This is a genomic window from Phyllobacterium phragmitis, from assembly GCF_002980495.1.
Lineage (GTDB): Bacteria > Pseudomonadota > Alphaproteobacteria > Rhizobiales > Rhizobiaceae > Paramesorhizobium > Paramesorhizobium phragmitis.
In genome coordinates, this window is record NZ_PVBR01000007.1 from 50265 (window position 1) to 72359 (window position 22095).

Annotated in this window: 23 protein-coding genes and 1 tRNA gene; 15 read left to right on the forward strand and 9 right to left on the reverse strand. The window is 61.2% G+C overall.

From position 1 onward, the window contains the following. Positions 1–2: 2 nt before the first annotated feature. Positions 3–533: a peptide deformylase gene (gene def, locus C5748_RS11215; protein WP_105742031.1), complete on the reverse strand. Its 531-nt coding sequence runs from the start codon at positions 531–533 to the stop codon at positions 3–5. Between the two features lie 203 nt (positions 534–736). On the opposite strand from def, the gene C5748_RS11220 reads away from it, so the two are divergent. Further along, positions 737–1981 (forward strand): DNA recombination protein RmuC, encoded by a 1245-nt coding sequence (locus C5748_RS11220; RefSeq protein ID WP_105742032.1) that lies wholly within the window; start codon positions 737–739, stop codon positions 1979–1981. Positions 1982–2174: 193 nt separating this feature from the next. On the opposite strand, the gene C5748_RS11225 is transcribed toward C5748_RS11220, so the two are convergent. The 5 genes from C5748_RS11225 to lepA form a co-directional block, all read right to left on the reverse strand. After that, entirely contained in the window at positions 2175–2465 is a 291-nt protein-coding gene (locus C5748_RS11225) for an Rdx family protein (RefSeq protein WP_105742204.1), read from the reverse strand. Positions 2466–2902: 437 nt separating this feature from the next. Then, positions 2903–3121 carry a hypothetical protein gene (locus C5748_RS27860; RefSeq protein WP_146119509.1) on the reverse strand — a complete coding sequence of 73 codons (219 nt, stop codon included), beginning with the start codon at positions 3119–3121 and terminating at the stop codon, positions 2903–2905. Between the two features lie 28 nt (positions 3122–3149). Further along, positions 3150–3806 (reverse strand): Fic family protein, encoded by a 657-nt coding sequence (locus tag C5748_RS11230; RefSeq protein ID WP_105742033.1) that lies wholly within the window; start codon positions 3804–3806, stop codon positions 3150–3152. Between the two features lie 19 nt (positions 3807–3825). Beyond that, positions 3826–4005: a hypothetical protein gene (locus C5748_RS11235; RefSeq protein ID WP_105742205.1), complete on the reverse strand. Its 180-nt coding sequence runs from the start codon at positions 4003–4005 to the stop codon at positions 3826–3828. A 131-nt stretch (positions 4006–4136) separates the two neighbouring features. Next, positions 4137–5945 carry a translation elongation factor 4 gene (lepA, locus tag C5748_RS11240; protein ID WP_105742034.1) on the reverse strand — a complete coding sequence of 603 codons (1809 nt, stop codon included), beginning with the start codon at positions 5943–5945 and terminating at the stop codon, positions 4137–4139. A gap of 234 nt (positions 5946–6179) precedes the next feature. Between lepA and C5748_RS11245 the strand changes: the two genes are divergently transcribed. Further along, a complete protein-coding gene (locus tag C5748_RS11245) occupies positions 6180–7181 on the forward strand; it encodes a complex I NDUFA9 subunit family protein (protein WP_425350238.1) in 1002 nt (333 codons plus the stop codon). Positions 7182–7365: 184 nt separating this feature from the next. Here C5748_RS11245 and C5748_RS11250 read toward each other — a convergent pair whose 3' ends face one another. Together C5748_RS11250 and C5748_RS29215 are read right to left on the reverse strand one after the other, a co-directional pair. Then, positions 7366–8172: an undecaprenyl-diphosphate phosphatase gene (locus C5748_RS11250; protein ID WP_105742036.1), complete on the reverse strand. Its 807-nt coding sequence runs from the start codon at positions 8170–8172 to the stop codon at positions 7366–7368. Between the two features lie 138 nt (positions 8173–8310). Further along, a complete protein-coding gene (locus C5748_RS29215; protein ID WP_280953480.1) occupies positions 8311–8439 on the reverse strand; it encodes a hypothetical protein in 129 nt (42 codons plus the stop codon). Here C5748_RS29215 and C5748_RS11255 point away from each other — a divergent pair. From C5748_RS11255 to C5748_RS11315, 13 genes are all read left to right on the forward strand, one after another. Next, positions 8438–9130, forward strand: coding sequence for a glutathione S-transferase family protein (locus tag C5748_RS11255; protein ID WP_105742037.1), 693 nt, complete (start codon positions 8438–8440; stop codon positions 9128–9130). The two genes, C5748_RS29215 and C5748_RS11255, sit on opposite strands and share 2 nt — an antisense overlap. Next, positions 9111–10277 (forward strand): tRNA epoxyqueuosine(34) reductase QueG, encoded by a 1167-nt coding sequence (gene queG / locus C5748_RS11260; RefSeq protein WP_105742038.1) that lies wholly within the window; start codon positions 9111–9113, stop codon positions 10275–10277. The genes C5748_RS11255 and queG overlap by 20 nt, the downstream gene beginning before the upstream one ends. Before the next feature lies 1 nt (position 10278). Continuing rightward, a complete protein-coding gene (locus C5748_RS11265) occupies positions 10279–11151 on the forward strand; it encodes an SDR family oxidoreductase (RefSeq protein WP_105742039.1) in 873 nt (290 codons plus the stop codon). Positions 11152–11285: 134 nt separating this feature from the next. After that, a complete protein-coding gene (gene mepA / locus C5748_RS11270) occupies positions 11286–12332 on the forward strand; it encodes a penicillin-insensitive murein endopeptidase (protein WP_245429011.1) in 1047 nt (348 codons plus the stop codon). A 110-nt stretch (positions 12333–12442) separates the two neighbouring features. Beyond that, on the forward strand, positions 12443–12829 hold the full coding sequence (locus C5748_RS11275; RefSeq protein WP_105742040.1) for a methylglyoxal synthase: 387 nt from the start codon (positions 12443–12445) through the stop codon (positions 12827–12829). Between the two features lie 52 nt (positions 12830–12881). Next, positions 12882–13913 (forward strand): glucokinase, encoded by a 1032-nt coding sequence (locus C5748_RS11280; RefSeq protein ID WP_105742041.1) that lies wholly within the window; start codon positions 12882–12884, stop codon positions 13911–13913. Positions 13914–14076: 163 nt separating this feature from the next. Next, entirely contained in the window at positions 14077–15903 is a 1827-nt protein-coding gene (locus C5748_RS11285) for an ABC transporter ATP-binding protein (RefSeq protein ID WP_105742207.1), read from the forward strand. A gap of 65 nt (positions 15904–15968) precedes the next feature. After that, entirely contained in the window at positions 15969–16775 is an 807-nt protein-coding gene (dapB, locus tag C5748_RS11290) for a 4-hydroxy-tetrahydrodipicolinate reductase (protein WP_199194778.1), read from the forward strand. Positions 16776–16996: 221 nt separating this feature from the next. Further along, positions 16997–17617, forward strand: coding sequence for a 2,3-bisphosphoglycerate-dependent phosphoglycerate mutase (locus tag C5748_RS11295; RefSeq protein WP_105742042.1), 621 nt, complete (start codon positions 16997–16999; stop codon positions 17615–17617). 161 nt (positions 17618–17778) lie between these two features. Continuing rightward, a tRNA-Leu gene (locus C5748_RS11300) sits at positions 17779–17865 on the forward strand. A gap of 142 nt (positions 17866–18007) precedes the next feature. After that, entirely contained in the window at positions 18008–18550 is a 543-nt protein-coding gene (locus C5748_RS11305; RefSeq protein ID WP_105742043.1) for a hypothetical protein, read from the forward strand. A gap of 260 nt (positions 18551–18810) precedes the next feature. Beyond that, the gene (locus C5748_RS11310; protein ID WP_105742044.1) at positions 18811–19557 is read left to right on the forward strand and encodes a sulfite exporter TauE/SafE family protein; all 747 of its coding nucleotides are present in this window, start codon (positions 18811–18813) and stop codon (positions 19555–19557) included. A 221-nt stretch (positions 19558–19778) separates the two neighbouring features. Beyond that, the gene (locus tag C5748_RS11315; protein WP_199194772.1) at positions 19779–20630 is read left to right on the forward strand and encodes an endonuclease/exonuclease/phosphatase family protein; all 852 of its coding nucleotides are present in this window, start codon (positions 19779–19781) and stop codon (positions 20628–20630) included. On the opposite strand, the gene C5748_RS11320 is transcribed toward C5748_RS11315, so the two are convergent. Next, positions 20602–22062 (reverse strand): phospholipase D-like domain-containing protein, encoded by a 1461-nt coding sequence (locus tag C5748_RS11320; RefSeq protein ID WP_105742046.1) that lies wholly within the window; start codon positions 22060–22062, stop codon positions 20602–20604. The genes C5748_RS11315 and C5748_RS11320 overlap by 29 nt on opposite strands. Positions 22063–22095: the final 33 nt, after the last annotated feature.

Sequence of the window (22095 nt, forward strand, 5' to 3'; positions counted from 1 at the left end):
GCTCAGACCGCAAGCCGGCTTGGCGGACGGTCCCTGGCGAGCTTCTTGAACCGCTTCACCACCATGTCGCGCTTGAGCTTGGAGATGTGGTCGATGAAGAGCACACCGTTCAGATGATCGATCTCGTGCTGCAGGCAGGTCGCCATCAATCCCTCCGCGGCGATTTCCTGGTGCTTGCCTTCGCGGTCGAGATAAGTCACGCGCGCGCTCGCCGGCCGTTCGACCTCGGCATAATAATCGGGGATCGACAGGCAGCCTTCCTCATAGACGCTACGCTCGTCGGCGGACGAGACGATCTCGGGATTGATGAAGACATGCGGCGCCTTTTCCTCATCTTCCTTCGACAGGTCGATGACGAGCATGCGCAAGGGCTCGCCCACCTGGATGGCGGCAAGGCCGATGCCCGGCGCGTCATACATCGTTTCCAGCATGTCGTCGGCAAGTGAGCGCAACTGGTCGTCGATGCGCTCCACAGGCTTCGACACCTGGCGCAGGATGGGATCGGGAAGGATGACAAGCGGCTTTATAGACATGGTTTTCACCTAATCGCTCGGATGGCGGGCGTCAATGGAAGAGAGGGGAGTAAGGGATAGGGGAGTAGGGCAGAAGAAAAATACAGTCCATCCAGTCTGGCCGGTTTCCATCCCTATTCCCCTATTCCCCTACTGCCCTATTCCCATATTCCCGTTCTCCTTTTGATCTCACATCTCCCACGCGAATCGGCTAGGCTCCGGCCATGGACACCGCCAATCTTCTTGCAGCGCCGCTGTTCCAGCTCGGCGTACATGTGATTTCCGTCGGCGAAGCGCTGCTTTCCGGCTTGGGCGTCGTCGTGTTCTTCGCGCTGTTCTTTCTCATCGCGGCATGGCGCTCGGCGCGTTCGCGCGCCATTGCCGAGGCGCAGGCGGCGGAGCGCGCCCGCGACGCGGAGATGCGGATGGCGGAAATTCTCAAGAGCCAGGCCGAGATGCAGGGCCGGATGCAGACCATGGCCGAGGTTTTCGGCGCCAGGCAGGCCGAACTCAACCAGTCGATCCGCGAGCGCCTCGACGGCATGACCAGCCGCATCGGCCAGACGATGACCGAGCAGAGCAAATCCACCCACGAGAACCTCGCCAGGCTGCAGGAGCGGCTGGCGGTGATCGATACGGCGCAGAACAACATCCAGGCGCTGGCCGGCCAGGTGGTGCAGTTGCAGGCGATCCTTGCCAACAAGCAGACGCGCGGCGCCTTCGGCCAGTCGCGCATGGAAGCGATCATTGCCGACGGCCTGCCGCAGGGCGCTTATGAATTCCAGGCGACGCTTTCCAACGGCAACCGGCCCGACTGCGTGGTGCGGATGCCCAACGGCATGCCGTCGCTGGTCGTCGACGCCAAGTTTCCGCTCGAAGCCTGGAGCGCGATCCGCGACGCGGAAACGCCGGAGGCGAAAAAGCTCGCCATCGCCCAGTTCCGCCGGGATATCGAGGTGCATATCCGCGACATATCGGAGAAATATCTGATCCAGGGCGAAACGCAGGAGACCGCCTTCCTGTTCGTGCCGTCGGAATCGATCTTCGCCGAGATCCACGAGAATTTCGAGGGGCTGGTGCAAAAGGCGCACCGCGCGCGCATCGTCATCGTCTCGCCGTCGCTCCTGATGCTGTCGATCCAGGTGATCCAGGCGGTGCTGAAGGATGCGCGGATGCGCGAGCAGGCGCATCTGATCCAGGGCGAGGTGATCCGGCTGATGGAGGACGTCTCGCGCCTCGACGAGCGGGTGCGCAAACTGCAGGGCCATTTCCTGCAGGCCAACAAGGATATCGACGACATTCTCGTCTCGTCGAACAAGGTGACCAAGCGCGGCGAGAAGATCGAGGCGCTGGAATTCGGCGAAAAGCCGGAAGAGGATGCACCGCACGCACCGGCCAAACCCGCCGATGGCACGCCGGCCAGCAGCGCAACCGGACAATTGCGGCTGCGCGTCGTCGAGGACGAGTAGACAGGTGAATGGAAACAGAGGCACGGTCCTTCCCCCTCGTGGTTCGAGGCTCGCTCCGCTCGCACCTCACCATGAGGGTGAAGGGTCGGTAATGCTGCAATAGCCCTCATCCTGAGGTGCGGAGTAGAGCGAAGCGGAACGAAGCCTCGAAGGACGAGGGCGCTTGGCGAATCCCATCCAGCAAAGAACGGTTTTAGTCGTCCTTCTTCCGGTCGGAATGGCCGAGATCGCGCTCCGGCCAGACGATATTGCGCACCAGCTGCTTCAAGACCTTCGCCTCGGGAAAGCCGCCGTCGCGCTTGCGTTCCCAGATCAGCTCTTCGCCGACGCGTATCTCGAATATCCCGCCGGTACCGGGGATGAGCGCCACTTCGCCGATATCCTGGCCGAAGGTCGAGAGCAGCTCCTGCGCCATCCATGCGGCACGCAGAAGCCAGCTGCATTGGGTGCAATAGGTGATGGTGATGCGGGGTTTGTCGGTCATATCGATCATGCGCCACCTGATATCACATCCTTATCGCAATGGAAGGTGGTTGCCACGCCCGCTTGTCGCGTCTGGCCATTGAGAAAGAACGCCCCGATCCGGGAGTGGGAAGACGGGCGGTCTTGCGAACGCTCGTATGAAATAATTTGACTGCGATCACAAGACCGCCCGTCCGGCGATTTCTGTCTCCGTCCGTTGCCTTAAGTGCTCTTTCGGCACATACCGAGCGTAGTCTCGGCAGGGTGAACCAGGACGCGAGCCTCCCCGGGCCCGCCGCTACGTCAGCGGCGAGGCGGAGGCGCCGGTTCCTCCCGCGAGACCCGCCGTCGCGAGCCGCGTTCCCGCCAGGAAGAACTGTCGATCAGAGTAATGGCAGAGTGGAGATGGGGGATAAGTTTCTGGAGTGAGCCGTAGAGACTGCCTCCGCTGCCTGCTGCCTATTGCGCGATCTGCTCTTCCTGCTCCTGCGTCAAAGGTTTGATCTCAGGCGGCAATGGTTCTGCGACTGGATATGGGGCGGTAGGCTTCACCGGCCGAGATAACGCACAGGCGGAGAGAAGGGAGACAAGAATCAGCGTGGAGAGGAGTTTCATCACCGGGGCGACAGGAAGACGATGTGGCACAATCGCGGCAATAGAAAAGAGTATGCCGGCCACGCGGGCATCCAGGCCATATCGGGGTCGGCTATAATCTGCCTCCCGCCTTTTCATAAGCGTTTCGAAGCTGGACAGCCAGCATACCGGAAAGCAACTCTTCCATTACTGACAAATCAATCTTTCCGTTGGCGAATGCGGCATCGGCTGCATCCAATGCGGCAAAATAAGGATTTCTATTTTCAACGATTTGTTCCGGAATTGCGGGCGTTCCCGGTAGAATACTCCCTGTCTTTATGCACAAAACCACATAAGACAAGATTCGGGAGGTTCGACCATTCCCATCCGAGAAGGGGTGAATCCAATTCAGTCGCCACATTATGTATGATGCTAAATGAATTGCTGTGGCATCACTCCAGTTGTCGTTGACGTAATCACACATCTCCTCAACGCGTTCAGCGACAAGATGTGCCTCAACCGGCTTATGTTTGCTTCCTAATATTTCAACACCAGCGGGCCTGAAATTTCCCGCATATGCGCTTATGCCTGCCAAGGCTTCCCGCTGTAACGCCAAGACGACCGAGACTCGTAGCTTGAATGTGCCACGATCCAAAGCCTGCTGAACGACCTGCATCCCATAGTCATACTGCTTGAGACCATTTCTCGCCTCAGCCTCTGCTTTTTTCAGCGGATCTTTAATGATCTCGGCTTCAAATGCTACGCTATGGCGCTGTGCTTCGTCCGTCATAGCACTTTCTCTAACGAATTTACTTCAGATTCACTGACCGCAGCTTCTCCGCCTGATCATCAATCATTGCGCGAGTGATCATTTCATTTTCGAATTTGGTATTCCCATACGCAAAGCTACGGCGCTGCTGCTCCAAATCCTGCTTCGTCTGCTCAATCGTTTTGGCAGCCTCTATCAGCTGTTTCAAAGCGTCGGTCATAATCACCTCCTGCATGTCTTTGCGACAGCATCTGCATCCCGCCCCCAAATCACACCCTATATATAGATGGGCGAAAAAGGCGTTAAATTCCACTCATAAGTTCGAGGACCGCGCTCGCTGATTGCGCGCCCTCAATTATCCCCCATCTTCAGCGCCTGGATAAACGCCTCCTGCGGGATTTCCACCTTGCCGAACTGGCGCATCTTCTTCTTGCCTTCCTTCTGCTTTTCCAGAAGCTTGCGCTTGCGGGAGACGTCGCCGCCGTAGCATTTGGCGGTCACGTCCTTGCGCAGCGCCGAGATCGTCTCGCGGGCGACGATGCGGCCGCCTATTGCCGCCTGGATGGGGATCTTGAACATGTGCTGCGGGATCAGTTCCTTCAGCTTCTCGCAGAGCACGCGGCCGCGCTTTTCCGCCACCGTGCGGTGGACCAGCATCGACAGGGCATCGACCGGCTCGTCATTGACGAGGATCGACAGCTTGACCAGATCGCCCTCGCGATAATCCGACAGGTTGTAGTCGAAGGAGGCGTAGCCCTTGGAGATCGATTTCAGCCGGTCGTAGAAATCGAACACCACCTCGTTGAGCGGCAGATCATAGGTGACCATGGCGCGCGGGCCGACATAGGAGAGGTCGACCTGAATGCCGCGGCGCTCCTGGCAGAGCTTGAGGATCGAGCCGAGGTAGTCGTCCGGCGTCAGAATCGTGGCGCGGATCCACGGCTCCTCGATTGCCGCGATCTTGACCACATCGGGCATGTCGGCGGGATTGTGCAGTTCCTTCACCGAACCGTCGTTCATCTTCATGCGGTAGACGACGGAAGGTGCGGTGGCGATGAGGTCGAGGTTGAACTCGCGCTCCAGCCTCTCCTGGATGATTTCCAGATGCAGCAGGCCGAGGAAGCCGCAGCGGAAGCCGAAGCCCAGCGCCGCGGAGGTTTCCATCTCAAACGAAAACGAGGCGTCGTTGAGGCGCAGCCGGCCCATGGCGGCGCGCAGATCCTCGAAATCCGCGGCATCGACGGGAAAGAGGCCGCAGAACACCACGGGCTGCGCCGGCTTGAAGCCCGGCAGCATGTTTTCGGTCGGGCGGCGGTCTTCGGTGATGGTATCGCCGACGCGGGTGTCGGCCACTTCCTTGATCGAGGCGGTGATGAAACCGAGCTCGCCGGGGCCAAGCTCGTCCATCTGCACCATCTTCGGCGTGAACACGCCGGTGCGCTCGACCGGATATTTGGCGCCGGTGCCCATCATGCGGATGGTCTGGCCCTTCTTGAGCACCCCGTCGATGATGCGCACCAAGACGATGACGCCGAGATAGGTATCGTACCAGCTATCGACCAGCATGGCCTTCAAGGGTGCGTTGCGGTCGCCTTCACGCGGTGGCGGCAGCTTGTTGACGATGGCCTCCAGCACATCGGAGATGCCGAGGCCGGTCTTGGCGGAAATCAGCACCGCATCCGATGCGTCGATGCCGATCACATCCTCGATCTGCTCCTGGACGCGCTCCGGCTCGGCGGCGGGCAGATCGACCTTATTCAGAACCACGATGATTTCGTGATTGTTGTCGATCGCCTGGTAGACATTGGCCAGCGTCTGCGCCTCGACGCCCTGGGAGGCATCAACCACCAGCAGCGAGCCTTCGCAGGCGGCGAGCGAGCGGGAAACCTCATAGGCGAAGTCGACATGGCCGGGCGTGTCGATCAGGTTGAGCACATAGTCCTCGCCGTTCTTCGCGTGATAATGCAGGCGGACGGTCTGGGCCTTGATGGTGATGCCGCGCTCGCGCTCGATATCCATCGAGTCGAGCACCTGTTCCTTCATGTCGCGCAGATCGAGCCCGCCGGTCAGGTGGATCAGGCGGTCGGCAAGCGTGGATTTCCCGTGGTCGATATGGGCGACGATGGAAAAATTGCGGATATGGTCCAATGGTGTGCTCATGCGCGCGATTTAGCAGGCGGACGCGAAAACGCAAAGAGGTAATACGCCAGAAGATTGGGGAACGCGGCGGCAAAAGCGCCTGTTTTGCGCCTGCATCATCATGCCCCCTTTGCGCCCGCGAAAAAACCCATTACACCACCGCTGAAAAGGGCGGTGTCGAAGTGCTGGCGCCGCCGGACTTTATTTTAGCCGCATTATGCGATGCCAAGTGATTGCGCTTGGCGGCAGATGCTCTTGCAGGAGATTGCCATGGCCGTCGAGAAAACGGGTATTCTCAACAAACCGAAGCTCGTCACCGTCTTCGGCGGTTCGGGTTTCGTCGGCCGCCATGTGGTGGCGGCGCTGGCGCAGCGCGGATACCGGGTGCGCGTCGCGGTGCGCCGTCCGACACTCGCGCCCTATCTGCAGCCACTCGGCAATATGGGCCAGATCCAGGCCGTCCAGGCCAATCTGCGCTATCGCTGGTCGATCGACCGGGCGGTCAGGGGCGCCGATCATGTGATCAATCTGGTCGGCATCCTCGCCGAGGGCGGGAGCCAGCGTTTCAACGCCATCCAGGCCTCAGGCGCACGCGCGCTCGCGGAAGCCGCACGGGCGGAGGGCATTCCGCTTACCCATATCTCGGCCATCGGCGCCGACCCGCAATCGGCTTCCGCCTATGGCCGCACCAAGGCCGAGGGCGAGAAGGCCGTGCGCGAGACGCTGCCCGACGCCATCATCCTGCGCCCTTCGATCATCTTCGGGCCGGAGGACAGCTTCTTCAACAAATTCGCCAATATGGCGCGCTTCTCGCCGTTCCTGCCGCTGATCGGCGGCGGCAAGACCAAGTTCCAGCCGGTCTATGTCGGCGACGTGGCGGAAGTCGTGGCGCGCACCGTGGACGGCACGCTCGAACGGGGCAAGATTTATGAGCTCGGCGGCCCTGAAGTGATGAGCTTCCGGCGCTGCATGGAGGAAATGCTTGAGGTGATCGACCGCAAGCGCGTTCTCCTGCCCATTCCGTGGTCCGCGGCGAAAATCATCGGCTCGGTGGCGGGGCTGCTGCCCAAGCCGCCGCTGACCCGCGACCAGGTATTGCTGCTGCAGCACGACAATGTGGTTTCATCAGAAGCTGCAAGCGAAGGCCGCACATTCGAGGGCATCGGCATCCGCCCGACGGGGACCGATGTGGTGCTGCCGACCTATCTCTGGCGCTTCCGCGAACAGGGGCAGTTCACCAAGAAGGGCATGGCGTGAGGCCTCGCCCTTCCTTCTCCCCTTGTGGGAGAAGGTGCCTGAGCGAAGCGAAGGCGGATGAGGGGTGGCGAGAGCAAGCCGCCTCGATGGCGGGCGTAGCGCGCATATATATAAGGCGGTGAATACCCCTCATCCGACCCTTCGGGCCACCTTCTCCCACAAGGGGAGAAGGAAGGGAAAAAGATCAGCCCCAGATGAGCAGTGCCGCGAGCCCGACCGCCCCGACGATCAGCCGCCACCAGGCGAAAAGCGCGAAACCGTGGCGCGAGACGTAATCGAGGAGATGGCGCACGACGAAGACGCCTGAGATGAAGGCCATGACGAAGCCGACGCCGATGATCGCCGCATCGTCCATGCTCAGGATATTGCGGTTCTTGAAGAGATCGTAGACGAAGGCGCCGGCCATGGTGGGCATGGCGAGGAAGAAGGAGAATTCGGCCGCCGAACGCTTGTCGGTGCCCATCATCAGCGCGCCAACGATGGTGGCGCCCGAACGCGACGTGCCGGGGATCATCGCAAGGCACTGGAAAAAGCCGATCTTCAGGCAGAGCGACAGCGGATAGTCCATCACGTCGTGATAGCGCGGCTTGAGATCGAGGCGGTCGACATAGAGAAGGACGAAACCGCCCAGGATCAGCATGATGCAGACGAGCATCGGCGTTTCGAAGAGTACCGTCTTGATGAAATCATGCGCGAATGCACCGATGACGGCAGCGGGCAGGAAGGCGATGAGGATGCCGAGGACGAAACGCCTGGTACGCGGATCGTGCGGCAGGCTGACCAGCATCTTCCATAATCTGCCGAAATAGACGCTGAGGATGGCGAGGATGGCACCCAGCTGGATCAGCACCTCGAAGGTCTTTCCCGTCGATTGAAATCCGAGGAAATGGCCCGCCAGCAACAGATGCCCCGTCGAGGAAACGGGGATGAACTCGGTCAAGCCTTCGAGCAGGCCCAGAAACAGGGCATCAAAGAGGGTCTTTATATCCATGCGGGGGAACCTTCGCTTGAAACTGGGTGGTGATGGGAATGTGCCAGATTGACAGCGGCAGAATTAGGACAGCCAGGGATCGCTTGTTTCCCGCATCCGTTACCCCTATAGGTTTGGCCGATAAGGACTGGCCGGGAATCAGACAGCGGAAGAAATACGCCGCTGACCGATGAAATGCCAGCCCGGCAGGGCATAGATCGCGAGAAGCAGCGATTCCGCCCGATTTTGGTAATACTTCACCTTGGAAGATATTTCACGCGCAACCATGCTGACGCTTTTTCATCATCCCATGTCCACCGGCTCGCGCTATGCGCGGCTGATCCTCAACGAATACGGCGTCGAGGCCGAACTGATCGAGGAAAAGCCATGGGCGCGGCGCAAGGAATTCCTGGCGCTCAATCCGGCGGGCACGCTGCCGGTGCTGCTGGCGGAAAACGACGTGCCGATCGTCGGGCCGACGGTGATCGCCGAATATCTCGACGAGACCCGGGGGGCGCTGAAACGCAGCCGCCGGCTCCTGCCCGAAAGCCCGATCGAACGCGCCGAAGTGCGCCGCTTGGTCGACTGGTTCCTCGGCAAGCTCGACAATGAGGTGACGCGTCATATCGCGCGCGAACGCATCTTCAAATTGCAGATGTCGGCGGAATCGGGCGGCAGCTCACCGGATTCGGCGGCGATCCGCGCCGCGCGGAGCAATATCCGCCAGCACATGAAATATGTCGATTATCTGGCGGCGACGCGCGACTGGCTGGGCGGCACGCTGCCGAGCTATGCCGATATGGCCGCGGCGTCCGCCATTTCCATTCTCGATTATCTGGGCGAAATCGAATGGCCGGACCACCCGGCAGCGCGCGACTGGTATACGCGCATGAAATCACGCCCGTCCTTCCGCCCGCTGCTCACGGACCGGGTGCGCGGGCTTTCTCCGGTCGCACATTATGGCGATCTCGATTTCTGATACGGGCGCGGCGAAGCTGAAGCGCTTCCTCGCCGAGGAGGCGAAAGCCGAGGGCTTCGACATCATGGCCGTCACGACGCCTGACGCCATTCCGCAAGCCGGCGCACGGCTGCGGCAATATCTGGCCCAAGGGCATCACGGGACCATGGTATGGCTGGAGGAAACCGCCGAACGGCGCGCAGACCCGCGCGCGCTGTGGCCGGAGGTACGCTCCGTCATCATGCTGGCGATGAATTACGGCCCACAGAGCGATCCGCTGCCGGTGCTTTCCGCCAAGGATCGCGCCGCCATTTCCGTCTATGCGCAGAACCGCGATTATCACGATGTCATCAAGGGCAAGCTCAAGCAGATCGCCGGTCGCTTGGCCGCGCGCGCCGGCAGTGACGTCAAGGTTTTCGTCGATACCGCGCCTGTCATGGAAAAGCCGCTCGCCGAAGCGGCCGGGATAGGCTGGCAGGGCAAGCACACCAATCTGGTGAGCCGCAGCCATGGCTCATGGCTGTTCCTCGGCTCGATCTTCACCACCGCCGAAATCATGCCTGATATGCCGGAGACGGACCATTGCGGCTCCTGCCGGGCCTGCCTCGACATCTGCCCGACCGACGCCTTTCCCGCGCCCTACCGGCTCGATGCACGGCGCTGCATCTCCTACCTCACCATCGAGCACAAGGGGCCGATCGCGCCCGAATTCCGCAAGGCGATGGGCAACCGCATCTATGGCTGCGACGATTGCCTCGCCGTCTGCCCCTGGAACAAATTCGCCGAAGAGGCGCATGAGACGAAGCTTAAGGCGCGCGACGATCTGAAGGCACCACCGCTCGAAACGCTTCTGGCGCTGGACGACGCTGCGTTCCGCGCGTTCTTCTCCGGCTCGCCGGTCAAGCGCATCGGGCGCGACCGGTTCCTGCGCAATGTGCTGATCGCCGCCGGCAACTCGGACGATGCGGGTTTGCTCGCCCGGGTGGAGCAGCTTCTCTGCGACCCCTCGCCTTTGGTACGCGGCGCCGCGACCTGGGCGCTCAGCCAACTGTCAGAGCCTAAATATTTCAGAAAATTGCGCAAAAAACTGACGGCTTCGGAAAGGGATGATACGGTTCTTGCCGAATGGTGGCTGGCTTATCAGCAAGAGACAGGAGAAGAGCGGTAGAATGCATATATTCATTTTCGGCGCGGGCTATTGCGGACAAGCCTTTGCGCGCGAAATCGGCGAAACCGCCGAACGAATCGCCGGCACGACGCGGGCGGCAGATAATTTTACCGCCCTCGAACAGGCGGGTATCGTTCCCTTTCTCTTCGACGGCACATCGGCTCCCGCCGAGATCGTCGAGGAGCTCGCCGGCACGACGCATCTCGTCGTTTCCATCTCGCCCGCCAGGACGGGCGATCCGGTTCTCTCGCTGTTCGGCGAGATGTTGCGGGACGCCTCGCCCGCGCTCGAATGGATCGGCTATCTCTCGACAGTCGGCGTCTATGGCGATCATGACGGCGCGTGGGTGAGCGAGGAAACGCCGCCCAAGCCAATCTCGGCGCGTTCCGTCGAGCGTCTCACGGCGGAACGGAGATGGCAGGAATTGGCCGATACGCATGGCGTGCCGCTGGCCGTGCTGCGGCTTTCCGGCATTTACGGGCCGGGACGCAACCCTTTCGTCAATATCGAGAACGGTACGGCGCGGCGGCTGGTCAAGCCGGGGCAGGTGTTCAACCGCGTCCATGTCGACGATATCGCCGGAAGCCTGGCGCTTCTCGCCTCACGCAGCGCGGAAGGCATCTACAACATCACCGATGGTGAACCCGCGCCGCCGCAGGACGTGGTAGCCAGCGCGGCGGAGATGATGGGCGTCGAACCGCCGCCGGAGATCGTTTTCGAGACGGCGGATCTTTCGCCGATGACGCGCTCCTTCTACGGCGAGAACAAGCGGGTCTCCAACGCCAGGATCAAGAAGCTCGGCTACCGCTTCCGCCATCCGGACTACCGGCAGGGCCTGACCGCGCTGTGGCGGGAAGGCAACTGGAAAGGCTGAATACCACGCCTTTCCGTTTTTCCGCATTTCCAAAGCATTGCCGCAGGAGTCCGCTGCCATCATAATGCCACTGACATGAGGGCAAGCTTGCCGAATCACTTCATTCTCGACGAGGTCCAATTGGGGGACTCCCGATGTCTGCGACTTTCCTCACCCGCATCGGGCTAACCGCCCTTCTCTGCGCGGCAACGGCGCTGGAGATGATCGGTGCGACAAATGCGTTTGCCGATCAGCCGGCGAAGCAGGCATTCGGCGGCCAGAAACTGCCTGCCGTGGCCAAGCCGGAATCGGTCGGCTTCTATTCCAAGGGCTGTCTTGCCGGCGGCATCGCCATTCCCGTGGACGGGCCGAACTGGCAGGTGATGCGCCTGTCACGCAACCGGCGCTGGGGTCATCCGCGCATGATCGCGCTGCTCGAAAGGCTTTCGCGCGAGGCGGCGCAGGACGGCTGGCCGGGCCTGCTCGTCGGCGATATCTCGCAGCCGCGCGGCGGGCCGATGCTGAGCGGGCACGCCTCGCACCAGATCGGTCTCGACGCCGATGTCTGGCTGACGCCGATGCCGAAACGCCGCCTCAGCGACGCGGAACGCGAGAATGTCAGCGCCATCTCGGTACTGAAGGGGGATACGCTCTATGTCGACCCCAAAATCTGGTCCCCGGCCCATGCCGCGCTCCTGAAGCGGGCGGCGAGCTATCCGGAAGTGGAACGCATCTTCGTCCATCCCGGCATCAAGAAGAAGCTCTGCGACACCGTGACCGGCGACCGCAGCTGGATGGCCAAGATCCGCCCCTATTGGGGCCACCACTATCATTTCCACATACGCATGTCGTGCCAGCCCGGCTCGCCCGGCTGCAAACCGCAAGCGCCGACAGGCAGGGATGACGGCTGCGGCAAATCACTCGCCTGGTGGTTCACGGACGAGCCGTGGAAGCCGGCCAAGCCTTCCACGCCGAAAAAACCTAAAAAGCCGGCGATGCTATCGGACCTGCCATCTGCCTGTGCACGCATATTGAACGAGCCCGCGCCCGCTTCCATCGCGGATGTGACGTTTGGTCTCGGCAGCGGTGGCGGCGCCGCCACGGATGCCACTCCCGGTTCTCCACCAGTCCCGGCAGCGGCTTTTGCCGCGCCGCCGGCCGCGACAAGCATCCCGCTGCCGATCCCACGGCCGGGGAACTGACAGATTCATGGACGCACCCACCAGGCAAAGAGCAATCGGCCCTTTTCAGGCGGGGATGGTTTCGTTATAGATTTCAACCGATTTAGCACTGTTCCCAATATGGATTTCTCGTGTCGAAGCCATTACGTCTAGCGCTGATCGCGCATGACCAGAAGAAGGACGACATGGTCGCCTTTGTCCGCGCCCATGAAAGCCGGCTTTCGCGGTTCGAGATCGTCTCGACCGGCACCACCGGCGGGTTGGTGCAGGAGGCGTGTCCTTCGCTTGTCGTGCACCGGGTCAAGAGCGGACCGCTCGGAGGCGATCAGCAGATCGGCGCAATGATCGCCGAGGGCGTGGTCCAGGCGATGATCTTCTTCATCGATCCGCTATCGCCGATGCCGCACGATGTCGACGTCAAGGCGCTGACGCGGCTCGGCAGCGTCTACGACATACCGATGGCATTGAACCGTGCCACGGCGGAAATGCTGGTGGAAAAGCTGGCGCATGCGAAATAGAGCAGTTCCGTCAAAGACGGAGGCTGGCTCCGAAGCAGAACGGGAAGATAAAATGATCTCCAACATCGACACCGACAGCATACTGCATTTCCCGGTTCTTGTCGGCGATATCGGCGGCACCAACGCGCGGTTTGCCATCCTCGTCGATTCCTATGCCGAGCCGAAGCAGTTCCCGACCCTGCAGACGGCGGATTACGAAACGATCGACGATGCGATCCAGAGCGCCGTCCTCGACCACACATCGATCCAGCCACGCTCGGCGGTGCTGGCCATTGCCGGACCGGTCGAGGGCGACGAGATCGATCTGACCAACTGCCCCTGGGTGGTGAAGCCCAAGCAGATGATGGAGACGCTCGGGCTGGAGGACATCATCGTCGTCAATGATTTCGAGGCGCAGGCGCTGGCCGTCGCCTCGCTGGAGAGCGAGTATCTGGAAAAGATCGGCGGCGGCGAGGGTGAGCCGAACGGCAGCCGTGTCGTGCTCGGCCCCGGCACGGGCCTTGGCGTGGCGGGACTGATCCGCACCCGGCAGACATGGGTGCCGGTTCCCGGCGAAGGCGGCCATGTCGATTTCGGACCGCGCAGCGAACGCGATTTCGAGATATTCCCGCATCTCGAGCGCATCGAGGGGCGCATCTCGGCCGAACAGCTTTTGTGCGGACGCGGGCTGCAGAACATCTACCACGCCGTCTGCAAGGCGAATGGCGTCGCGCCGGCACTCGCAACGCCGGCCGAGATCACCGGTGCCGCGCTGGACGACTCGTCCAAGGAAGCCAGGGAGACGCTGCAGCTCTTCGTCGTCTATCTCGGACGGCTTTCGGGCGATTTCGCGCTCACCTTCATGGCGCTGGGCGGGATCTATCTGGCGGGCGGCATCGTGCAGCGTATCATCCCGGCGCTGAAAGACCCTTCGTTCCGCGAAGCCTTCGAGGACAAGGCGCCGCACGAGGATATCCTCAAAACCGTGCCTGTTTATGTCATCACCCATCCGCTGGCGGCGCTGAGCGGACTTTCGGCCTATGCCCGCACCCCATCGCGCTTCGGCGTGCCGACCGAAGGACGGCGCTGGCGCAAGGACGCCTGAGCCCGATTTCCCGGCAGGCATAGGCAAGGCGGCGCAATAGGGCTATAGGGGCGGGCGAGAACGCAAGCGTTCGCGTCGAGCGCAGATATTCGGGACTATCCTGACCGTGAGCAATACCAAGAAGAAGATCGATCCCGCCGAGGCGACGCGCGTCATCCGCCGCATGATGTCGGAGAATTTGCGCGAATATAAGAAGAATTATATTATCGCCATCACGGCATCGCTGGTCGTCGGTGCTTCAAACGGCGCTCTCGCCTATCTGATGAAGCCGATGATCGACAAGATCTTCTACGAGCAGAAACTTGGCCTCGTACCGATCATCTGCGGTGCGCTCTTCGGTATCTTTGTTTTTCGTGGCCTGTCCGGTTATGTGCAGGCGGTGGAACTCGCCAAGATCGGCAACAATCTGGTGGCGCGCTACCAGAAGCGCATCTTCGATCATCTGATGAGGCTCGGCCTCAACTTCTACAACGACACGCGCTCCGGCCATCTCGCCGCACAGATCAACCAGAACGTTTCGGGCATACGCGATCTTCTCAACATGACGATCTCGTCGATCGCCCGCGACATGGTCTCGCTGATCGGCCTTGTCGCCACCATGTTCTATATGGACCCGGTTCTGTCGGCGATCGTTTTCCTGATCGGGCCGCCGCTGGTGCTGGCGGTGGCCTATATCTCGCGCCGTATCCGTTCGGTAACGCGCGATCTCGTGCATCTCAATTCGCATCTTCTGGGCGCAATGCAGGAATCCGTGCAGGGCATCGCCATCGTCAAGGCCTTCACCATGGAGGACCAGTTGCGCGCCAAGATCGGCAAGCTGATCGACCAGGCCGAAGGGCGCAGCAACAAGATTGCCAAGGTGTCCGAACGCACGACGCCGATCGCCGAAATCCTCGCCGGCTTCGCCGTCGCCGGCGTTCTCGCCTATGGCAGCTACCGCGCCATCCTCAACCAGCAGCCGCCCGGCGCGATGTTCGCCTTCATCACGGCGCTGCTTCTCGCCTATGATCCGGCGCGCCGCCTCGCCCGCCTTCAGGTCGGGCTGGAGCGCTCGCTGGTCAATGCGCGCATGATCTATGAAATTCTCGACATCAACCCGAGGCAGAGCAATGTGCCCGGCGCCGTGCCGCTTCATGTCGAAAAGGGCGAAATCCGCTTCGAGGACGTATATTTTTCCTATTCCGAGGCAGCACCCGTGCTCCACGGCGTCAGTTTCGTTGCGGCACCGGGGAAGACGACGGCCATCATCGGCGCATCGGGCGCCGGCAAATCGACACTGATCGGGCTGGTGCAGCGTTTCTACGATATAGAGAAGGGGCGCATTCTCATTGACGGCCAGGACATCGCTGATGTGACCAACCAGTCGCTGCGCCATTCCATCGCCTATGTCTCGCAGCAGCCCTATCTCTTCGAGGGCAGCATCGCGGACAATATCCGCTACGGGCGGCCGGATGCGACGATGGACGAGATCATCGCCGCCGCCAGGCTGGCGCATGCCGATGAATTCATCCTGCAGCAACCGCAGGGCTATGACACGCCGGTCGGCGAGAATGGCGTGACGCTTTCCGGCGGGCAGCGCCAGCGCCTGTCGATCGCCCGCGCCATCGTGCGCAATGCGCCGATCCTGCTGCTCGACGAGGCAACCTCGGCGCTCGACAATGAATCGGAAAAGCGCGTGCAGCAGGCGCTCGACGGCATCATGCAGGGCCGCACCACCATCGTCATCGCGCACCGCCTGTCGACCATCGTCAATGCCGAACATATCGTCGTCATGGAGGCCGGCCGTGTCGTCGAGGAAGGCCGTCACGAAACGCTGATCGCCAATCCGCACAGCATCTATGCCCGCTTCCACAAGCTGCAGGGCGGCGCCGACTGGCAGGTGCTGGACGATCTCATAGTGGACGAGATGGGCGAAACAGGCGAAAAAGCCCCTGAGCCCCGGAGGAAAGCTGTTGTTCGGGCGCGCGGAAAGGCGGGAAGCAAGGCATGAGCAAAACAGAACCATTGATATCGGATATGGAAGCATCGGGGGATGAAGTCTCTTCACCCGGGGATATGAACCTGGTGGTCGTCGGTGCCGGCGGACGCATGGGCCAGACGCTGATCCGGACCATCCATGCCATCGACGGCGCACGGCTTGCCGGCGCGATCGAGCGTCCCGGCTCGCCGCATATCGGGCATGACGCGGGCGAAGTGGCGGGCGTCGGCCTCCTCGGCGTCACCATATCGGACGATCCGCTGCCGGCCTTCGCGGCGGCCGAAGGCGTGCTCGACTTCACCTCGCCTGCCGCGACCGTTGAATTCGCCATGCTGTCGGCGCAGGCGCGTATCGTCCATGTCATCGGCACCACGGGCTGCTCGGCCGCCGACGAGGAAAAGATCCACGCCGCGGCGCGCCACGCCATTATCGTCAAATCCGGCAATATGAGCCTCGGCGTCAATCTTCTCGCCGTTCTGGTGGAGAAGGCGGCGAAGGCGCTCGGCCCCGACGATTTCGACATCGAGATCCTGGAAATGCACCACAAGCACAAGGTCGACGCGCCTTCGGGCACAGCACTCCTCCTCGGCGAGGCGGCGGCCGAGGGGCGCGGCATCGATCTGGCCGCACAGAGCGTGCGCGTGCGCGACGGCCATACGGGCGGGCGCGAAAACGGCACGATCGGCTTTGCCAGCTTACGCGGCGGCTCGGTCGTCGGCGACCATTCGGTCATCCTGGCCGGCACGGGCGAACGCATCACGCTTTCGCACCATGCCGATGACCGCACGATCTTCGCGCGCGGCGCGGTCAAGGCGGCGCTGTGGGCGCGCGGGCGCAAGCCCGGCCTCTATTCGATGCTCGACGTTCTTAATCTCAACGACTAGAGTGTGGCAGAACTGGCTTAAAATGGCTCCCCCCTGGCCGTCATTCTCGGGCTTGTCCCGAGAATCTACGACAGTATGACTGTCAGAACGGCAATTGCTTTTCTTTTTCCTTATGGCAGATTCTCGGGACAAGCCCGAGAATGACGGCCAGTGGGGGTGCTGTTTCAGGTCGTTCTGCCAGACTCTAATCCCATACCAATCATCAACACGGAGCATATGCGATGTCCGGCACACTTGTCCTCGTCCGCCACGGCCAGAGCGAATGGAATCTGCAGAACCTTTTCACCGGATGGCGTGATCCGGGTCTCACCGAACTCGGCCACGCCGAGGCCAAGGACGCCGGCCAGCGCCTGAAGGCCGCCGGCATGCATTTCGACATCGCGTTCACCTCGCTGCTTTCGCGGGCCCAGACCACCTGCCAGCACATTCTCGACGAGGTCGGCCAGCCGGATCTCAAGACCATCCGCGACCAGGCGCTGAACGAGCGCGACTATGGCGAGCTCGCCGGTCTCAACAAGGACGATGCGCGGGCGAAATGGGGCAAGGAGCAGGTCCATATCTGGCGCCGCTCCTATGATGTGCCGCCGCCCGGCGGCGAGAGCCTGCGCGATACCGGCGCCCGCGTCTGGCCCTATTACATGCACGACGTGCAGCCGCATGTGCTGCGCGGCGAGACGGTTCTCATCGCCGCCCACGGCAATTCGCTGCGCGCGCTGATCATGGCGCTCGAAGGGCTTTCGGGCGAGGAGATCCTGGAGCGCGAAGTGGGCACCGGCGTGCCGATCATCTACAAGTTCAACGCCGATTCCACCATCGCCTCGAAAGAGGTGCTGCAGGGATAAGGGCTTGTTGGGGCGACTGTCGAACGGGCTCTTTTTTTGGCCGCATGATCTTATCTGAAAAGCGTGCCAACTTTTCGGGATCATGCTCTGGATAAAAGCCGGATAATATTATCCGAACCCGATTGACAGAGCGCCGCCCGCCCCTTACATGGGACCCCGTTGCCCAGATGGCGGAATTGGTAGACGCGCCAGCTTCAGGTGCTGGTACTCGAAAGGGTGTGGAGGTTCGAGTCCTCTTCTGGGCACCAGCCTTTCTTCCTAATTGTTTGTACTGTATTTTTTTGAATTTGGTTGTTCCTCATCTTGCTCGCTGGTTTTGGCAACAGATCGGGAATTGAGAAGCCCGCATTGTGATGCCAACTACTGCCTCACCAGAGACTAGGGCAAGAAATGACCGACATTGGTAGTGTTACCTTTTCCTTCGACATTGATACGGATCGACTGAAGGCAGCGCTATTGAGCGAAGATGACATTGGCGTGATGATTCGCTGTCATTTTGAGGCCGAGCGCGCAGCAATCCATGTTCTTGATGCTGTGACAGCAGGCAGATTTGGTCAGAAGGGTAGCCGCAGGCACCAATATCTGTCCGACAAACTTGACCTATTGGAGATCATTGGGCTCGAGGCTCTTCACCTTGAACCCTTGCGATATATCAATAGGCATCGCAACAAGTTTGCTCACGACGGCCAAGATCGCATAAGTCAGACACAGGTTGGCGAACTTTGGGGAGCTGTGACCAGAGCCGCTTCGCAACTCAACGAAGATACGCGATTCACATTTGCGGGCGACGATCGGTACCGCGATGTGCGGGTCGGCGACTTAGAGCTGAGAGAGCGATATGTAATCGGAGCGAGTTCAGCAATTGGCGTGTTCGCCGCTCTGCCGGAGATTTTGACTTCTTTGTCTAGTCGATCACAAACGCCGTCCGAGTAATATTTCGGGCAACAGACTTCTTCGAATCTAATTGTTTTTAAAGGCATTTTATTGCTGCGCCTATGAGCAGTACGACTCTTTTGAGCGCCTGTTCTTTTTCGCCTAGGTCCATGATCATCAAAAAGCCCGCATCCGTGGGCTTTTTTCCTTTCAATTAATGCGCAACTCTAAACCGCTCCTTGCCTCCAGCTTCATCATGAAGGAACCTTTTCCCAACGCCGAGAGTTTTGCGAAACCGGTTTCAGCGGCAGGGGGGATTCATGTCATTTGATTTTTTATCATCCGATTTTCTCATCTTCGTCCTCATCGGGTTTTGCGCGCAGATGGTCGATGGGGCGCTTGGCATGGCGTTTGGGGTGCTGTCGACGACCAGCCTTCTCGCCATCGGGGTTCCGCCGGCGGCGGCGAGTGCCATGACGCATGTGGCGGAGGTTTTCACGACTGCCGCGTCCGGCCTTTCCCACGCCTATCATCGCAATGTGAACTGGCATTTCGTGGCGCGGCTGGCGCCGGCCGGGATTGCGGGCGGCATCATCGGCGCCTACCTCCTGACGCAGATCGACGGCAAGGCGATCGAGCCGCTGGTCTCGGCCTATCTGATGGCCATCGGCCTCTACATCCTGTTCAAGGCGTTCCAGCCATTATGGCCGCGCGACGTGCGCGACTGGATCATTCCCTATGTGGGCTTCGGCGGCGGCGTTCTCGATGCAGCGGGCGGCGGCGGTTGGGGACCGATCGTGACGACCTCGCTCGTCGGACGCGGCCACGATCTGAAAAAGGTGATCGGCTCCACCAACCTGACCGAATTCCTGGTGACGCTGTCGATCTCCATCACCTTCGTCCTGACGCTGGGGTGGTCGGAATTGAACGCGGCCATCGGGCTGATCGTCGGCGGTGTCATCGCGGCGCCCTTCGGCGCCTATGTGGTCAACCGCGTTCCGACCCGCCCGCTGATGATCGCAGTGGCCATCGTCATCATCGCCACATCGGCGATCCGGGTGTTCTAAGGCAGGTAAACGTTGGCGCCGTCGTAACCCCCTCTAGCCTGCCGGCCAGGGGTGTTCAGACGTATCAACATATCCGTCTGGCCGAATTAATCCGCTGTCTTGCCATCAAACTTGCGCCACGCGACCGGAAACGATTATCCTGAACAGCGGCGTCATGGTTCGTGCCGGGGTTTCCGGCGGCATATTGACAGGTCCTGCGGATGGCAAAAAAGGAAGCGTTGGTGGGAAGAAAGCTGAAAGAGAAGAAGCTCTCCGCAAGCATTCTCACGGCCATCCGGAACAGACCCGGCCACAGGCCGCTTGCCGCCAATACGCGCGCCGGCGATACGATCATCGCTTCCTACAATGTGCATAAATGCGTTGGCATCGACAAGCAGTTCGACCCGGAGCGCATCGCGCGCGTCATCACCGAGATCGATGCGGATGTGATCGCCATCCAGGAGGCGGACAAGCGTTTCGGCCAGCGTTCCGGGCTGCTCGATCTCGATTGGCTGGAACGCGAAAGTGGTCTCGTGCCGGTGCCGATCAACGCCATGTCGCCCACCGGCCATGGCTGGCACGGCAATCTCCTTTTGTCGCGCAAGGGAACGGTGCGCCATGTCCACCAGCTCAAGCTGCCCGGTGTCGAGCCGCGCGGAGCACTCGTCGTCGACATCGATTTCGCGGCTGGGCAATTGCGCATCATCGCGGCGCATCTGGGCCTCCTCAGGCGCTCGCGCGAGCAGCAGGCGGAGGCGATCATGGCTGCGTTCGAGACAGAGGAAGTGCTACCGACGCTGCTCATCGGCGATCTCAATGAATGGCGCGTCGGCAAGCGTTCGTCGCTCGCCTCGCTATTGCCGATCTTCGACCCGTCCTCCGGCGCGGTGCCGAGCTTTCCCTCGCGCTTCCCCGTGCTGGCGCTCGACCGGGTGCTCGGCCACCCGCATAATCTCGTCACGGCGGTCGAGGTGCACGATACGCCGCTCGCCCGCATCGCCTCGGATCATCTGCCGATCAAGGCGCATATCGATCTGGCATCGCTTCTTTCGACAGGAGAACCACTCAGAGATAGGGTGAACCAAGCCATATGATACGCTCCAGGAGGCGCCTGGGGAATGGGCGGGCGCGCAAATCCTTGAGGATGACGGGCTTGGCGCCCTGCATCGCGGCGCGGATACGTGCATCGACCTTTGCGGCGAAACCCTTGTCGAACACTTCGACATCCACCTCGAAATTCAGCCGCAGCGACCGTGGGTCGAGGTTGGACGAGCCGATATAGGCCCAGGAGCCGTCGATCACCATCAGCTTGGAATGATTGAAATGGCCCGTCGCCCGCCAGATGCGGCAGCCATCTCGGAGGAGCTGGTCGAATTGCGCCGTCATGGCATGGTCGACCAGCGTCAGATTGTTGACGCCGGGCACGAGGATATCGACGGCGACGCCACGCCGCGACGCCGTGACCAGGGCGCTGATCAACTCGCGATCGGGGAGGAAATAGGGCGACATGATGCGGATATAATCCTTGGCGACGGAAAAGGCCCCCATCATCATGCGGTGATTGGCTTCAAGGCTTCTGTCCGGCCCGGAAGGCACGACGCGCGCCAGCACGCCGGTGCCCGGTTCGCCATCGGGCGCGACGACGGCCCAGGACTCACCTTGGAGCAACTCGCCGGTGGCGAAGCGCCAGTCCTCCAGCGCGGTATGGAACAGATCGGCGACGGCGGGACCGGAGATCCGGAAATGGGTATCGCCGGCGACGCCATCGCCGACGGTCTCGGCGGCAAAGCCCGCCCTGATGTTCATGCCGCCGGTGAAGGCCACCCCTCCATCGATGATGAGGATCTTGCGGTGGGTGCGCAGATTGGCGTAGGGCAATCTCAAGCCCATGATGATATTGCCGTTGAAGACATCGACCGGCACGCCGCCCTTCTGGAGATAGCCGACGATGCTGGGGATCGAATAGCGTGCGCCGACGGCATCGATCAGCACGCGGACCTGGACGCCGCGCTTGACCGCATCCACCAGCGCATCGGCAAAGCGGATGCCGATGACGTCCTTGTCGAAAATATAGGTTTCGAGAAGGATGCTGCGCCTGGCATCCTTGATGGCGGCGAGCATGGCGGCATAGGCCTCGTCGCCGGTTTCCAGCATATCGATGCTGTTGCCGGAGGTCAGCTTGCAGCGGCTGACGCGATCGCCCAATATCTTCATGGCTGCGAAGGCGCCGCCGAAATCGCGCTCCACGACATCGCCGGTCACGTCATATTCGGCGAGATGATGCCGCTCGACCTCCGTCATGCCGGCGCGCTGCATGCTCAGCGTCGAACGGCGGATGAGATTGATGCCCGCGATCGCATAGATCAGCGTGCCGATGATCGGCGACAGCACGATGACGCCGACCCAGCCGATCGCCGAGCGGACCTCCTCCTTGGTCATCGTCGCGTGGATGGCGGCGACGGTGCCCATGATGATCGAGAGGACCGCGAGGACCTGAGCCCAATGGGTGGAAATGGTTTCAAGCATGACAACCCGACTTTATCCGCGAAATCAATGGCT